This is a genomic window from Parasphaerochaeta coccoides DSM 17374 (assembly GCF_000208385.1).
In the GTDB taxonomy this organism is placed as follows: Bacteria; Spirochaetota; Spirochaetia; order Sphaerochaetales; family Sphaerochaetaceae; genus Parasphaerochaeta; species Parasphaerochaeta coccoides.
Genome location: NC_015436.1, coordinates 1,897,258 through 1,912,812, shown reverse-complemented (window position 1 = coordinate 1,912,812; position 15,555 = coordinate 1,897,258). Strand labels below are relative to the sequence as shown.

Sequence of the window (15,555 nt, the reverse complement as noted above, 5' to 3'; positions counted from 1 at the left end):
TGTAAAGAATAGTAAATGGTAATCAAATAAAAATCTATATATGATTATATATTTATTGATACTTATTTATTTTATTATCTTATATTGCTAAAATTAGGACAAGATTGGCTTTTTTGAAAATATAAAGAGGAATTGGGTGTCCAATGCCACCTGCTGCAAGGCTCAAACATGCGGTAAAATGAAATGACAGGAAAAGAATGATTCCGCAAGGTTTTTCTGTTTTCCGCAGGCATTACCCGTGTCATCTTCTCTGGTTTGCAATCCTGATGATGTCAAATCGGTTTTTTACGTTCCATTTTGAATACATGAGACTGATATGATTGCTTGTGACAGAACTTACAGCCAGTTATACTACTCATCATGGTGCGTTGATGCTTGCGGCCTCTATTCTTGCGCTTCCCACGGTGATTCTGTTCTTCAGCCAGCAAAAACGCTTTGTTGCCGGGGTGTTGGGTTCGGTAAAATGGAAAAAAGAGGAATCACAACTATGAAATCTTTGTATTCAGCCTTCCATCCGTGGGAGTCTCCGGAAATTACATCAATAGGGCGTCTGCCCATATCATCCCTTGCCGCGCCGTTCCCTGATGCTTTCCGGGCATACGAGGCAGCTGTTGCCGGATCGGAAGGCAATCTTCCAGGCAGTTCATGGCAGCTTCCGCTGGACGGGCATTGGAATTTCAAACTCTATGACAACCCATGCGATGTGCCGGCGGATATTGTCGATGGCGCGGAGCTGAAAAATAGCCCGACAATCATTGTTCCTGGAACATGGACAGTCCAGGGCTATGATAAACCTCATTATACCAATGTACAGATGCCTTTTATCCAAAGACCACCTTATGCTCCCCGGCATAATCCCACAGGAGCATATGCCCGCACCTTCATTCTTCCCGATACACGGCCCGATACAGGGTCCGATACATGGCCAAATACATGGCCAAATACATGGGCAGAGCGGCGAACTGTCCTACGTGTGGGCAGTGCCGAAAGCTACGTGGAAGTATACCTCAACGGACAATTCATAGGAGCCTCAAAGGATAGTCGCCTGAGCGCGGACTTTGATGTGAGCAGAAGTCTTGTGGCCGGGGAAAATACTCTTGTGCTTATTGTCGTGCGCTATGGTGATGCTTCATACATAGAGGATCAGGATCAATGGTGGTTCGGCGGGCTGCACCGCAGCGTGTTCCTTTACAGTACTCCCCGGACGTACCTTGAGGATGTCTTTGCCCATCCTGTGCTTTCAGAAAATTATGCTTTTGGAAAGCTCACCGTAGATTTCAGCATGAACCAGAACATTCCCAGCCCTGAAGGACTGTTGTCTCCACAGGAGATTCACATGGTGCTTCATGACCCTTCAGGAAAAGAAATAGGACGGGTGGGTACTGCCGTCGATCCTCTTTACCGGACAGGACGCTGGATGTCTTCTCTTTGCATTGATGTGGAGAATCCTGAACTGTGGAACCATGAAGAACCCCATCTTTATACTCTTGTTGCAACGCTTGTTGATTGTACATCTCACCAGGAATCACACTATGCGCTTCGCCTTGGTTTCAGGCACGTTGCCATTGAAGGAAGAAAACTGCTTGTCAACGGAAAGAGGGTTCTCATAAAAGGAGTGAATCGTCACGAGCATGACCAGTGTACCGCCAAGACGCTTACCGTCGCGTCCATGGTCACTGACATCCTCCTGATGAAGCGGAACAACTTCAACGCCGTCCGTACAAGTCATTATCCTAATGATGAACGATGGTATGACCTCTGCGATAGATACGGTGTGTACGTCATGGATGAAGCCAACATCGAGTCACATGCTTATTATGATCATCTGTGCCGGGACAGCCGGTGGAGCGCGGCTTTCCTGGGGAGGGTGCAGCGCATGGTCATGCGCGATAAAAACCATGCGTCCATCATCTTCTGGTCATTGGGAAACGAAAGTGGCTATGGAGAGAACCATGACGCGGCGGCGGCATGGGTAAGACGGTATGACAGCTCCCGGCTTCTTCATTATGAAGGCGCCGTCCGGGCGGAATGGGGACAGCCTTGGTCAACACTCAAGGATTTGCGGAGGGGGCGGAACGTCACGGACATCATCAGCCCTATGTATCCTGAGCTTTCTCTCCTCACGGAATGGGATCGGACGACAGAGACATCTGATGATTTTCGTCCGCTCATCATGTGCGAATACAGTCATGCCATGGGAAATTCCAACGGAGGTCTTTCTGATTACTGGAAAGCAATCCGCGTTTCCCGCGGACTTCAAGGCGGCTGGATTTGGGATTGGATAGATCAGGGTATCTTGGTTGATGAAGAAGGAAAGCCGGTGGGCTTCCGAGGGGTGGACGCGGCGGCTCATGGGCACCGGGCGCACAGTGTATCCGTACCCGCCTGGAGATACGGAGGAGATTTTGGCGATGATCCGTCAGATCTTGATTTTTGTCTGAATGGCCTTGTTGACCCCGCAAGGAATCCCAAGCCTGTGATGAGCGAATGCTGTAAGCTGTTCCAGCCTGTACTCATGACATCCTCCCATCCCATGCAGGGAAAGTTCACACTGTACAATGATTTTGATTTTTCAGATTTGTCGGGTTTATATGCGACGTGGCATCTGGTTTTTTCCCATCCTGAGAGGGTAAATACCTCACTTTCTCTCTCGGACAGGTTTGAGCTTCCGAATCTCGATCCGGGACAGTCCGCTGATATTGAGCTTCCTTTTCTATTGGAGCCGCCATTCCTTGAAGCCTTTTCCCGGACGGAAAGTTTCATTGTCTTTGAATTTTTCCTTGCCAAGGATACGTCTTGGGCTTCTCATGGACACAGGATTGCCTGGGAACAGTTTACTCTTTCACGGGAACCGGAAAGGCTTCTGTCATGTTCTTCTGCAATTCTGAAGGATGGACGCGTGAATACGCATGTCTATCAGGCAGGTCTGAATGATGAAGGGTTCCTGACATCCCTGCGCATTGGTTCCCATGTCGTCCTGCAAAAGCCTGTCACAATGAACGTGTATCGGGTTCCTACCCAGAATGATGGTTTGAAGAACTTTGCTCATCTCAAAGACAATCCGGAAAGTTCTTGGTACTTCTCCCAAAAGGCGCTGAATCTCTGGTTGGGATATGACTTAAGCAATCTTTCCTACAAGCTGTTACGCAAGACGGAGAGCAGCGATGCTTGTGAATGTTCGTATGAAGTCACTGATGGAAACGGGAAAATCCTGGGGATGTTTGATCAGAAGTGGAAATTCCTGACTGATTGTTTCAGCGGGAATTTTACTTTGCAGCTATGTGCCGGACTACAGGATTATCCGCGGGTCGGTATATGTTTCGGACTTGATCATATATGGAAGTCGGTAGCTTGGTTCGGTCGCGGGCCAGAGGAAAACTATCCGGATCGCAAAGAGGGGAGCATGATTGCCTGTCATGGACCTGTACCCGCTGACAGTCTGTATGTCCCTTATATTCTTCCTCAGGACAGCGGAGAAAGAATGGATGTGCGTTTCATCGACTTTATCCATGAAGAAGGAAAGGAACGCCTGAGAATCAGTTCGGACGTTCCTGTGGGTTTTTCGGTATCTCCCTATTCGGTAGAAGATTTATGGAACAAGAAACATGCGGATGAGCTTGTCCCGTCTCCGTGCTATACAGTTTCCATCGATGCCGCGGTACGTGGTCTTGGTACGGCAAGTTGCGGCCCGGATACTTTAGAAAAATATAAAGTACGTCCAGGGGTGTATAGGTTTTCGCTTGTTTTTGAATCCATCTGAAAACAGGGCATGATGTGGTGGTCGTCGCTTGTTTTTATTTTGTGACAACCCCATACGGCTCAAACTATGTCCTCTTTCTCAATCCACACTACGCCATCGTTCTTGAGGCTGCCCTGGGTTAAAAAGACGGTACTGACGTTTGCGGCTTCTCTCTGAGAAAGAGCCGCGTTGGTAATCATTTTCAGGGAGATGACAGTCATGACGGTCGTCACCACCAGGAAGATTGTTGCTCCAAGGATCAGTTTATTGCTTGTCTTGTGCATTGTCGTTGTTCCTTTCTCCCGCCACATGCTGGAGTTTTCCTTTGTCATACTCGGCATTGTCATGCTTGGCATTGTTATATCTGGCAATGATGTCGTTTATTCCCAGACCGAGTGCCGTCATTTCCGTGAACAGACGAGGCAGGGTTTCATCGAGAAAAGCCCTCTTTTTCATCTGTTTCAGGTTTTCCACTGCTCCGGGAGCGACGAAATAGCCAATCCCTCTCTGGTTCTCAATCGTTCCTTCATCCTGAAGGAGCGTATAAGTCCGCGTCACGGTATTGGGATTGACTTCGAGCAGCATGGCCATGTCACGGATTGAGGAAATCCTCTCTCCGTCCGGCCATGAACCATCACGAATCCTATCCCTGATATAATCCGCGATTTGCAGATAAATGGAAGTGTGTTTATCAAACTGCATCAGTATACTGCACCTCCTCGACACGAATATAACTGGTAATCCAGCAGAACAGGGGGAGTATGCCCCAGTAGAAGGCGGTTGCGAATGTTTTCAGCAGGGAGAAGTCCGAATCAGACAGGAGATTTACGTTTCTTCCAAAACCATACACGGTTACCCCGTTTGACAATATGACTGGTTGGAAGATAAGGAATGTGGTAACAGCAGCTATCATGCTCAGACCGATAAGGATGATGCCTAAAGTAAGGATTGTCTTGCTGAAATGAGCTTTCCTGAAGAATACCCCTCCCAGCAGGAATACGGATTGGGCGATGAGGGCATGGGCGACCATCTCCCAAACTTCGGGGAAGAAAGGCGAGAACGGCATGAAGGGTATTCTGGCAGTCAAGGTGAGCAGACCTTCTATGAAGACGGACGCTACCGAGAAGAAAATGACCAAGACAAAGGGGAATGCTATGCTCATAAGTCCTTTGGCAAAGAATTTCTCCGCTGTTGACGCCGGAAGCATCAGCCATCCATGGTTGTTATCCTTACTGAACATGTCCTTCTGGAAAAGAGTGCTGGTGTACAAGCACCCTCCGATGAACAGGAACAGACTGAACAACTCGCTGTATAAGGATGCCTCAGGCAGGTGTGAACCAAAGATTGCGGCAATGATGACCGGCATGACTTCAAAAACGAAAAGGATGATAAGCGCAGTAATCACATAGATGGTCAGGCGCTTCTTCTGCATGTATATCTCTCGTCTCATTGTATACAGGAATCTCATAGCGTACCTCCCTGGATTTGAGTCTGACGGGCAAATGCCACAGGGTTAGCGACCACCGCGTTGAACAGAGTTTCCAGGTCAAGCGGCTGCCTGTCAGTCCCGGCTGGTGTCTCATGCACCGAGACCCATCCTCCTGGGATTTGCTCACTGTACAGGACTTCCGTCGGAGGCTGCTGCCCATACTCATGACTCATGCTGAAACGCGCGGAGATTTCCTCGATGCTCTGGTTGAAGATGATTTTTCCATTATGGACGATGATGATTGGATCTATCAGGTTCTCAAGGTCGCGCACCTGATGGGTGGATATGATGAAGCAACGCTGCGGAGAGATTGCTGCGGCAACCGCCCGGCGGAACTGAGTCTTGGAAGGGATGTCCAGTCCATTCGTCGGCTCGTCCATCACCATGATTGGCGTCATGCTTGCCAGACCGAAGGCCAGGAGGAACTTCTTTTTCTGACCAAAGGAAAGTTCGGTCAACTTCCGGCGTTGATCTACCTCAAAGTCCTTGCACAAGGTGTCGCAGACGGCGGCATCGAACCATGGGTAGAAGGGGGAAATCATCTCGACATACTGGATTCCTGTAAAATCAGGAAGGTTTATTTCATCAGGGATGAAGAAAATTTCGCTGAGGAAGTCAGGCTTGCGTTGGGACGGGGTGAATCCCAGAACGTCAATCATGCCATCAGAAGGAAAGAGCTGTCCGGAAAGCAGTCGGAGAAGTGTCGTCTTTCCGGCACCATTCAGTCCCAGCAATCCATGGATGGCTCCTCCACGGATGTCCATGTCCAGATGGGAGAACAGGGGATGGGTTCCGTAACGGAACTCTAAATCGCGTACATGTATCATCGCATTTCCTTTTTGGGTTGATATGCTAGCAATTTACTGTACTAGTCAGCTAGTACAGTAGAACATTGATATCATCATGTCAAGAAGTTTCGATTTTCTTATCAATAGGATTTTTCGCAATGCTTTTAACAATGAAAATGTAAAAAGGGTTGTTGTAAAACGAGAGTTTTGTAGCAATTTCTTTTTCGTTTTCAGCGGGAAAGGGAGAAAAACAGGAATCAGGAACGGTGGGATGTGCGGTTACAGAACGGAAACATAAGAAAACCATCCGCAAGGAACATGCCGGGTTTGCTCTCCTGCCGAACTGCGGAAAGATGAAAACGGAAAGAATCCGGACGGAGAGTCAGACCGGCAGGCTGTCGCCGGGAGGCATACCGGTGTAGCGGAACGGGGTTCCGGTCAGAAAATTACCTGCACGGGCGTTCTTCTGATGGTAATATTACCGAGACCCAGTTGACCATAGTTGTTGCGTCCAGTCGCCCAGAGCGTGCCGTCCTTCTTCAGGATCATCGTGTGATAGATTCCGACGGAGACAGCCGCGACATCAGTCATGAATCCGACCCCATTAGCACCCTTGACCTGCACGGGGATGCTTATCTGGGCAGGCGTATCACCGATACCCAGTTGGCCATTAGCGTTGTTTCCTGTCGCCCAGAGCGTCCCGTCCTTCTTCAGGATCATCGTATGCCCCATTCCGGCGTAGACAGCCGCGACATTAGTCATTTTCATGGAACCATCGGTAGAATCCCAGACCTGCACGGGCGTGCTTCTGTCGGTAGTATCACCGACACCCAGTTGACCATAATTGTTGAATCCAGTCGCCCAGAGCGTGCCGTCCTTCTTCAGGATCATTGTGTGCCAACTTCCGGCGGAGACAGCCGCGACATCAGTCATGAAGTCGTTCTCAGCGATACTGGCCTTGACCCGCACGGGAGTAGTTCTGCGGGTCGTAGTGCCGTCACCCAGTTGACCATAATAGTTGTATCCAGTCGCCCAGAGCGTGCCGTCCTTCTTCAGAATCATCGTATGGTTCTGTTTGGTGGAGACAGCCGCGACATCAGTCATGAACCCGACCCCACCAGAACCCTTGACCTGTACGGGTATGCTTGTTGTATAGGTTGCCACAGCGCCGACACCCAGTTGACCATCATTGTTGTATCCAGTCGCCCAGAGTGTGCCGTCCTTCTTCAGGATCGTCGTGTGATATAGTCCAGCGGAGACAGCCGCGACATCAGTCATGAAGTCGTTGTCATCGGTACTAGCCTTGACCTGCACGGGAGGAGTTCTGATGGTCGTCATAGTGCCGTCACCCAGTTGACCATACTCGTTTAATCCAGTCGCCCAGAGCGTGCCGTCCTTCTTCAAAATCATCGTATGGCCGGGTCCGGTAGAGACAGCCGCGACATCAGCCATTCTCACGGAACCATCGGTAGAATCCCAGACCTGTTCGGGCGTGTTTCTGTCATCCGTAGTGCTGTCACCCAGTTGACCAGTATTGTTCCATCCAGTCGCCCAGAGCGTGCCGTTATTCTTCAGGATCATCGTGTGATTGCTTCCGGCGGAGACGGCTCGGTATGGTTTGAACGTAGCAGCCCCGTTTATGCCGTCACCTTCATCCCACTCTCCGATCTCAATCTGGATAGAGGCAACGGCGACTTCTTCATCATCCGTGTTCAGCGTCATGTTGTAGACATGCTGCTTGCCTTTGTCAAAGTGAATCAGATGCTTGTCTCCCTCAGCTACAGCACCTGTGGTACTTGGCTTCCATGTGTATGTACCAGCTCTAGCACCACCGCTCAGGGTAAACTCCAGGCTCACGTTAGCCAGGGCATCAGTGTTGCCCACAGGTATCAGCACAGCCTCGAACCTGCGCTTGCCCTCGGCTCTTTCCGTGGTCGTAAGCGTGTCGGAAATGTCCTTCATTGCAATAGGCGCAGCGAGACCGGATACATCAGCCAAAGAACCGTCATCCAGGCTCATCGTGGTTATGTTGTCCAAGCCTTTGACCGTAGCCACAAATGCGGTGGCATCATTGATAGCCACAGCATCAACGGTCGTGCTTGGGGCTATGTTGACAATCAGGCGGGAGAGCATATGGTCAAGCTTCAGATGCACCGTTGAGGTATTGTTCTGTACGGTGTCGGTTCGTCCCCACAGGACATCGGCCTTTCCGGTATCCTGTTCATGTGTCCCCCTGTCCCGGTTGATATCTATGTACAAGGTATCAGTGTCATAGAAGGATGTCGTACCGGCACCATCTTCGGTATGAGCCAGGTACGCCCACGGATAGTAGGCGATGAAGTCGAACGTGTCGTTGGCATTAGCGGCAATGTCATTCCACTTCAAGGTATCGGCAGTGGTGGCAGGAGTGAAGCCGGAAGTCTGGGAGGCCGTGTCAGCCGTGTAGTGTCTGTTGGCACGTTCCGGGGCAGTAGTAGCTGCCGTGCCAGTACCATGTTCCAGCATGTAAATGCCGACTTCATCATCGGCTTGCCATTCGGAATTTGCCGTGGCCTTGCGCCCTATCTCCGTGGAGAAGCGCACTGCATTGGTATGTGAAACATTCAGCTTGTTGTCGCATGAAATGAAGGTGATAAGTAGCATCAGAATGGTCAGGAAGACCATGACGCTTAGTTTACTCTCTCTGCTCTCTCTCTCTCTCTCTCTCTCTCTCTCTCTCATAGTGTCTTTTCCTTTCTCCATGAAGAGGATGATGACATGCCAGCTTACGCATATGGTAGTAATTAGAAAATAGTATAAACGTGGTGATGGCAGAAAGCTATTACCCAAAGGTATGATTTTGCATGAAAAACATATAATACTTTCGGGTTATTTGGTGATTTTAGGCGTGAATATTATAAATTAATTAATTTTCAAGCGTTAATTACGTAAAAATGGGAACCATGGAAAAGAGGGATGCCGCAACTTTTGCAACATCCCCCGGCATGTGCAATGCTACGATGCTATCATGGTGACGGAGCGTATCAGGTGATTGATGCGTGATAGATGCTCTGCACGGAAGCTCCCAGGAACTTGTCGAACTGTGCATCCGTCTGATGAACGTTCAGTCCTTCCGCAAGGGCGCGGGAGAAACTGGCAATCAAACCATGGTTCTTCGACAGCCGTTCGTTGGCTTCCTCACGGCTATACCCGCCGGAAAGAGCCACGATGCGCAGAACATGCGGATCTTCCATCAGGTCGCTGTAGAAGTCATCCACCGTAGGGATGGTCAGCTTGAAGATGACCTGGGTCGTGGCATCCAGCTTACCAAGCCATGCTGCCAGATGTTTCTTCAGGATGTCTTCCGCTTCCTTCTTCGTCGTGCTGTGGATGTCCACTTCAGGTTCTATGATGGGAACCAGACCTGCCTTGATGACCTTCAGGGCAAGGTCGAACTGCTGGTCAACAATCTGCCTGATGCCATCCTCATTCGCTTCCTTGATGACCGAGCGTTCCTTGGTTCCGAATATATGCTTGGTCGCGGCGCGCTTCAGGAGGGAATCAAGGTCGGGAATGGGCTTGAGCAACTGGACGCCATCCTTGAGATCCGTAAGTCCCTTGTCAATCTTGAGGAACGGGACTATTCCTTTTTTCTCCCACAAGTAGTCCGCGACGGGGATGCCATCGATTTCTCCGTCCATGGTATTCTCGAACAGGATGGCCGCAAGGACATGTTCGGATGTGAAGGCAGGACTTTTGATGATCCTTGACCTCATCTCATGCACCAGCGCGAACATCTCTTCATCGGTTGAATATGCATCTTTCTCCACGCCATAGTAGGCGAGTGCCTTGGGAGTGCTTCCACCGCTCTGGTCAAGCGCGGCTATGAATCCCTTTCCTGTATGCATCCGGTCTCTCTGGACTTTGTTCATGATATGCCTCCTTCATCTTCCCGCAGGATACTCATTGCTATTTTTCTTATCGTTATCTTTCTTTTTCCCGGTTGCTATATAATCAATGCCAAACTCGACGCAAACAACAAACAAAGGAACTCCGACAATGATGAATGCTCCAGCACGTACGATAAAATCCACATAAATCATCGTATAATTGTTATACCACTGACAAACGATGGAAACAACGAAATATTCAGATGCGCTATCCCTCTCTGGCAGACGATATTCGAAGCCTTGACCCGCTCCGAGAGAAAATTAGGGAAATTTGACACTACTCATTCCAGCCTAAACGCTTGGAATCAGTTTCATGGATAAGATTTGTCCGCCTGTTCCATTGGCTTTCAGCCGCCCAGACCAAGCTCTTGTTTCCGTCTGCCTCCGTGCGGGTCAGATAATGGTAATAATGAGGGACGTCAGGATTCTGGGCTGCTTCCCTGGCAGGACCAGAACACATGGTGAGCCTGTCACCCAGATAGACTTGTTGAAGCCAGAATACATCCATGTCCACCGCCTTGTAGGTGTCACGGAATTCCCGGTGCAGGGAGTCCAGCATCCATTGTACATAGGAAACATTGTTTATGTGGTTGTTGCTGTCCGTATCCTCATAACGAGGTACAGGCGTACAGGTGTGGAGGGGGATGATTTCAGGAGTCGTATTTGCCCTGAAACGTTTGTACCGAGCAGGAAAACGAGGATGTGTTTCGTCATGAGGAGGCAGTCCAAAGCGTGCAATCATGTCAGAAGGTTGGATTGGACGGGATGTGGCAAGGTCGAGTACCACCCACCAGCAGACGGCGGTGAACAACGGTTTTCCACAGCTTGCGCTTGCCGTAGTCACCCTGGGGAAGTAGAACAGTTCAGGTTCCTGTGCCCATGTATTCACATGTACGTCCTGTGTCCACAGGTTGTAGGCGTCAATTTTCATCTGTGCCCGTGCAATGACCCATGTGTGGCCTTCCCTCTGCAAGGCAGGAAGATCGCTCTGGCGCAAATGGGCATGGATGTTCGTTGCTTCCTGCATCATCTGAAAGAGATATTCCTCACGAGCGACGAAGAAAGGATCTGTGTTATGCATGCCTGTCATGAATTTCATTCTCAGTACATTGTCTTTGTTCAGGACTACCGCCATATCGGCCCTCCATGACACCGTGGTATGGAAAAGGTGTCATATAAAGGATAGGGAAACAGTCAGGCCGTTCCTATAGTAGGAATCAATCAAAATTTGTGGTTTTTGAAGGAGAAAAGACAAGACGGAATAGTCAGGATGAACCAACGGCTCTGATGGTTAAAAATAACCACTATACCCAGAAAACGCACTACAGAGGGGGTTTTCATGCAAAAGAGGTTGGTTGACTCATCATGACCTTGGTCAGGCGGTCACCTTCATGGGGAGTGGCAGGAGGAAACAAACCAGCGCAACGGAACGCCCTGTTAAGTGTTGGGTGCGTGCGCTGGTATTTTCCACTATATCCTTTGCGTCATTTTGCCTTTTATGAAAGCGTGTTACGCGTCTTTTTTGGTCAACAGCAGTACCGCGTTCAGCAGGATACCCCAGATGGCCGCCGTTGCAATGGCGGGAAGTTCCATGCCGAAGAAGGGAATCATGCCATTGGGGAAGGCAAAACTTCCTCCTATGCCAATTACCAAAATGGATGAGATGACAGCCAGGGAACGGTTGTCAAACAGGTCTACTTTCTTCTCCACAATGATGCCTATTCCCTGCACTGCGATGACGCCGAAGAGATAGACGGACAACCCTCCGATTACAGCCGTGGGAATGGTATTGACCAAGGCGCTGAACTTGCCGAAGAAACTGATGATGATGGCGAGTACGCCAGCAGCTATCAGAACCGGTACGGAGAAGATGCGGGTGATGGCCATGGTGGAGATGTTTTCGCCGTAGTTGGTTCCGGCAGGTCCTCCGAATGCCGCGCTCACAATGTCGCCGATGCCGTCTCCGACCAGGTTCGTGCCCAGCTTGTCCGACAGTCTGATTTCCGGTACTCCGCGTTTCTTTGTCAGGTTGTTGACATAAATGTCAATCTGGAAAAGATGGGCGGTGGATTCGGGGATGGTGGCTACCGCTATGGGCATGATTGCCAGAATCGCCGACCATGTAGGAATGGGAAGAGTGAAATGAGGAGAGACGAAGAATGCTGTCTGGTTCACCGCAGAGAAATCGACCTGTCCTGTGATGAGGGCGACTATGTATCCGACAAGGATGCCAAAGAGGATGGGAAGTTGTCCCAGAACCCCCTTGAGCGTGACGGAGAACACTATGGTCGCAAGCAGCGTGACCAAGCTGACAATCCATCCCTCGGAAGCCTGTGACAGGGCTGTACCCATCAAGGAGACGCCTATGATCATGGCAATAGGTCCTGTGACTGTCGGGGGAAGGAACTTCTCGATTCTTTTGAAACCGAGCTTGTTGACCAGCAGGCCAATGAAGATTGACACGAGGCCGCTCATCATGATGCCGAACTGTGCCTGTCCAATCAGATGATCGGGAGCATAGCCTCCGGCGTGCCCCCCTCCGGTGATAGCCACGATGGCGGCGATATAAGAGAAGGAGCTGCCATAATAAAGTGGTATCTGTCCTCTGGTAACCAAGAGGAAGCTCAGGGTTGCCAGTCCGCTGGCAAAGATTGTGGTCGAGACATGGAAGCCTGTGAGAATGGCGACCAGCACCGTAGCGGGGAACATGACAATGAACTGCTGGAGGGCGAGAAGAAACAACCGTCCAAGGCCAGGAGCCTCCGAAGGAAGCAGTCCATCGTTCGATGTTCCCTTGGTGAACCCAAGGATACCCCAGAATCCCGATTTCGTGTGGCTTTCTGCCATATGCGCACTCCTTCGTCCTTGCCGTGTCACCACGGGTTTGGCATGTATGTCATTGAATGAATCGAGTAATTCTACAGAGGAAGGGAACAGCGTATCAAGCATTCAGGGAGGTCAATATTCGTTTTTTACAAGACTTTTTACGGCTCAATGCGGTGACAATGGGGGTTTGGAAATTCATCCCCCATGAAGGAAACCGATGCTTGCTTTCTTTGGCATACAGCAGTATTTTCTCATCTGGAGAAATTTCTCGAAAAGTGGTTATATCCGTCCACAGGACATCCGATGGATATTCATATATTCCTTACTGTTTGTGGATTGAATATTTAATCAATTTATTGTAGTATTGCACGCTGTACGCTTGGGTAAAAAGCGTGTCCTGTGCGTTGCTCCCCTGAAAAAGGAATGAATCCGCAGGAAGACCTCGGTCATATGCCGTGAAGGTATTTTTTCCGTGGGCGCCGGGATGGTGGCCGGATGCCCGGAAAGAAGGTCGAGGTCCCGTAAGTTTCTGATGAGAGGTTTTATATGATCAATGACATGAATTTGATGAGGAATATCGGTATTAGCGCACACATCGACTCAGGGAAAACAACGCTTTCCGAGCGCATCCTCTACTATTGCAACAAGATTCACGCTATTCATGAAGTCCGTGGCAAGGACGGTGTCGGCGCGACCATGGACAGCATGGAGCTGGAAAGGGAAAGAGGCATCACCATTGCCTCCGCTGCCACGAACGTCACGTGGAAAGGGCACGAGATCAACATTATTGACACTCCGGGACACGTTGACTTTACCATTGAGGTCGAACGCTCCCTGCGCGTGCTTGATGGAGCCATCATGATCCTGTGCGCCGTTGCTGGCGTCCAGTCCCAGTCCATCACCGTTGACCGCCAGATGAAACGTTACAACATCCCCCGCATTGCATTCATCAACAAGTGCGACCGCACCGGGGCCAACCCGTACCGTGTCCGCCTCCAGTTGATTGACAAGCTGGGGCTTAATGCCGTTTTCCTTGAGATTCCCATTGGCCTTGAAGACAAACTCCAGGGTGTTGTGGATCTGGTTCGCATGAAGGCATATTATTTTGATGAAGGCCCCAACATGGATCAGCAACGGGAAGCCGAGATTCCTGCTGACCTGCTTGCCGAGGCTCAAGCCAAGCGTGAGGAAATGCTTGATTCCGTTTCCTTGTTTAGCGATGAGTTGATGGAGGCGATGCTTGAAGACCGAGTGACCGAGGACTTGATTGTGGATGCCGTCCGCAAAGGAACCTTGGCTCTTGAGCTTGTCCCTGTGTTTGTCGGTTCCGCTTACAAGAACAAGGGCATCCAGCCTTTGCTTGACGGAGTCCTTGCTTATCTTCCCAAACCGACCGATGTCGTCAACAAGGCACTGGACTTGGATAAGAAAGAAGCAGAGGTCATCCTGGAATCCGATGAGTCCAAGCCTCCTGTCATCCTGGGCTTCAAGCTTGAGGACGGACAGTATGGTCAGTTGACGTATATCCGCATCTACCAAGGCAAGATTCGCAAGGGCGATGAATTGGTCAACACCCGCACGAGACGTAAGTTCAAGGTAGGCCGTCTGATCAAGATGCATGCGGCTTCCATGGAAGATATCGATGAAGCAGGATGCGGTGAAATCGCGGCGTTGTTCGGTATTGACTGTGCCAGCGGTGATACGTTCTGCCACCCATCGTTGAACTATTCGCTGAGTTCCATGTATGTTCCCAATCCTGTCATCAGCCTGGCAATCAAGCCGGTGGATAAGAAAGCGGCTGACAATATGGCAAAGGCGTTGAACCGCTTTACCAAGGAAGATCCGACCTTCCAGACCTATGTTGATCCTGAGTCCAATCAGACAATCATCAAGGGGATGGGGGAGTTGCACCTTGAAGTTTACATTGAGCGCATGAAGCGTGAATATAAGGCAGAGGTCGAGATAGGGCAGCCGGAAGTCGCGTATCGTGAAGCGATCAGCCAGCGGGCGGAGTTCAACTATACCCACAAGAAGCAGACGGGTGGTTCAGGACAGTATGCCCGTGTTGCCGGTTACATCGAGCCAATTGCTGAAGGCGAGACCAACGAGAAGGGAGAACCGAAGGACTACGAGTTCGTCAACGAGGTCAAGGGAGGATCTATTCCTACCGAGTACATCCCGTCCTGCGACAAGGGCTTCCAGACTGCAATCAAGAAAGGAACCCAGGTTGGATTCCCTGTCGTTGGTGTCCGCGCTCTTGTCAATGATGGCGCATGGCATCCGGTCGATTCTTCTGACATGGCGTTCCAGACTGCGGCGCTCGGTGCTTTCCGTGAGGTTTATGACAAGGCCAAGCCAATTATCCTTGAGCCTATCATGAAGGTGTCCGTCGAAGGTCCTACGGAGTTCCAGGGAAACATCTTCGGCAGCATCAACCAGCGTCGTGGTGTGATCATCAGTTCTTCCGAGGATAACAACAACTGTCAGGTCGAGGCGGAAGTTCCTCTTTCAGAGATGTTCGGATATTCCACGGTTCTGCGTTCCCTTACCCAAGGTAAGGCGGAATTTGCCATGGAGGTCGCCAAGTATGGTCGTGTTCCTCAGGGAGTTTCCGAGGAATTGAAGAAGAAGTATCAGGAAAAAAGGAAAGCGGAACAGAAATAAAGCAATCCTTGTTCTTTTTATGGGAGGTTTTTCCGGCATGTACGGGAAAACCTCTTTTGTTTTATCAGTATTTGCTCAAAGAGCTATGCTGTAAAGGGTACTTCGGATAATCCGATTCAG

General features: G+C 50.1%; 12 protein-coding genes. 3 read left to right on the top strand and 9 right to left on the bottom strand.

All coding sequences use genetic code 11. From position 1 onward, the window contains the following. The first annotated feature begins 320 nt into the window (after positions 1 to 320). Both SPICO_RS10430 and SPICO_RS08235 read left to right on the top strand, forming a co-directional pair. The gene (locus SPICO_RS10430) at positions 321 to 491 is read left to right on the top strand and encodes a hypothetical protein (protein WP_174260338.1); all 171 of its coding nucleotides are present in this window, start codon (positions 321 to 323) and stop codon (positions 489 to 491) included. Then, positions 488 to 3,760 carry a glycoside hydrolase family 2 TIM barrel-domain containing protein gene (locus SPICO_RS08235; RefSeq protein ID WP_013740208.1) on the top strand — a complete coding sequence of 1,091 codons (3,273 nt, stop codon included), beginning with the start codon at positions 488 to 490 and terminating at the stop codon, positions 3,758 to 3,760. The genes SPICO_RS10430 and SPICO_RS08235 overlap by 4 nt, the downstream gene beginning before the upstream one ends. A gap of 59 nt (positions 3,761 to 3,819) precedes the next feature. Here SPICO_RS08235 and SPICO_RS08230 read toward each other — a convergent pair whose 3' ends face one another. The 9 genes from SPICO_RS08230 to SPICO_RS08190 form a co-directional block, all read right to left on the bottom strand. Then, complete coding sequence (locus tag SPICO_RS08230) at positions 3,820 to 4,023, bottom strand: hypothetical protein (protein ID WP_013740207.1); 204 nt, start codon at positions 4,021 to 4,023, stop codon at positions 3,820 to 3,822. Beyond that, positions 4,004 to 4,441: a GntR family transcriptional regulator gene (locus SPICO_RS08225; protein WP_013740206.1), complete on the bottom strand. Its 438-nt coding sequence runs from the start codon at positions 4,439 to 4,441 to the stop codon at positions 4,004 to 4,006. Before SPICO_RS08225 ends, SPICO_RS08230 begins: the two co-directional genes overlap by 20 nt. Next, a complete protein-coding gene (locus tag SPICO_RS08220; RefSeq protein WP_013740205.1) occupies positions 4,431 to 5,207 on the bottom strand; it encodes a hypothetical protein in 777 nt (258 codons plus the stop codon). Before SPICO_RS08220 ends, SPICO_RS08225 begins: the two co-directional genes overlap by 11 nt. Continuing rightward, complete coding sequence (locus tag SPICO_RS08215) at positions 5,204 to 6,055, bottom strand: ABC transporter ATP-binding protein (protein ID WP_013740204.1); 852 nt, start codon at positions 6,053 to 6,055, stop codon at positions 5,204 to 5,206. Before SPICO_RS08215 ends, SPICO_RS08220 begins: the two co-directional genes overlap by 4 nt. A 399-nt stretch (positions 6,056 to 6,454) precedes the next feature. Then, positions 6,455 to 8,737 carry an RCC1 domain-containing protein gene (locus tag SPICO_RS09955; RefSeq protein WP_013740203.1) on the bottom strand — a complete coding sequence of 761 codons (2,283 nt, stop codon included), beginning with the start codon at positions 8,735 to 8,737 and terminating at the stop codon, positions 6,455 to 6,457. A gap of 302 nt (positions 8,738 to 9,039) precedes the next feature. Then, positions 9,040 to 9,927 carry a fructose bisphosphate aldolase gene (locus SPICO_RS08200; protein ID WP_013740202.1) on the bottom strand — a complete coding sequence of 296 codons (888 nt, stop codon included), beginning with the start codon at positions 9,925 to 9,927 and terminating at the stop codon, positions 9,040 to 9,042. 12 nt (positions 9,928 to 9,939) lie between these two features. Further along, positions 9,940 to 10,089 (bottom strand): hypothetical protein, encoded by a 150-nt coding sequence (locus SPICO_RS10425; RefSeq protein ID WP_169310079.1) that lies wholly within the window; start codon positions 10,087 to 10,089, stop codon positions 9,940 to 9,942. A 133-nt stretch (positions 10,090 to 10,222) separates the two neighbouring features. Next, the gene (locus tag SPICO_RS08195) at positions 10,223 to 11,080 is read right to left on the bottom strand and encodes an acyl-ACP thioesterase domain-containing protein (RefSeq protein WP_013740201.1); all 858 of its coding nucleotides are present in this window, start codon (positions 11,078 to 11,080) and stop codon (positions 10,223 to 10,225) included. A gap of 374 nt (positions 11,081 to 11,454) precedes the next feature. Then, on the bottom strand, positions 11,455 to 12,792 hold the full coding sequence (locus SPICO_RS08190; RefSeq protein ID WP_013740200.1) for a uracil-xanthine permease family protein: 1,338 nt from the start codon (positions 12,790 to 12,792) through the stop codon (positions 11,455 to 11,457). Between the two features lie 525 nt (positions 12,793 to 13,317). On the opposite strand from SPICO_RS08190, the gene fusA reads away from it, so the two are divergent. Beyond that, on the top strand, positions 13,318 to 15,435 hold the full coding sequence (fusA, locus tag SPICO_RS08185) for an elongation factor G (protein WP_013740199.1): 2,118 nt from the start codon (positions 13,318 to 13,320) through the stop codon (positions 15,433 to 15,435). The last annotated feature ends 120 nt before the right edge of the window (positions 15,436 to 15,555 follow it).

Bases quoted from the DNA above. Each gene is read 5' to 3' on its own strand.
- SPICO_RS09955 (WP_013740203.1), bottom strand. From the start codon at position 8,737: ATGAGAGAGAGAGAGAGAGAGAGAGAGAGAGAGAGCAGAGAGAGTAAA.
- SPICO_RS08195 (WP_013740201.1), bottom strand. From the start codon at position 11,080: ATGGCGGTAGTCCTGAACAAAGACAATGTACTGAGAATGAAATTCATG.
- fusA (WP_013740199.1), top strand. From the start codon at position 13,318: ATGATCAATGACATGAATTTGATGAGGAATATCGGTATTAGCGCACAC.
- SPICO_RS08190 (WP_013740200.1), bottom strand. From the start codon at position 12,792: ATGGCAGAAAGCCACACGAAATCGGGATTCTGGGGTATCCTTGGGTTC.
- SPICO_RS08235 (WP_013740208.1), top strand. From the start codon at position 488: ATGAAATCTTTGTATTCAGCCTTCCATCCGTGGGAGTCTCCGGAAATT.
- SPICO_RS08220 (WP_013740205.1), bottom strand. From the start codon at position 5,207: ATGAGATTCCTGTATACAATGAGACGAGAGATATACATGCAGAAGAAG.
- SPICO_RS08230 (WP_013740207.1), bottom strand. From the start codon at position 4,023: ATGCACAAGACAAGCAATAAACTGATCCTTGGAGCAACAATCTTCCTG.
- SPICO_RS08200 (WP_013740202.1), bottom strand. From the start codon at position 9,927: ATGAACAAAGTCCAGAGAGACCGGATGCATACAGGAAAGGGATTCATA.
- SPICO_RS08215 (WP_013740204.1), bottom strand. From the start codon at position 6,055: ATGATACATGTACGCGATTTAGAGTTCCGTTACGGAACCCATCCCCTG.
- SPICO_RS08225 (WP_013740206.1), bottom strand. From the start codon at position 4,441: ATGCAGTTTGATAAACACACTTCCATTTATCTGCAAATCGCGGATTAT.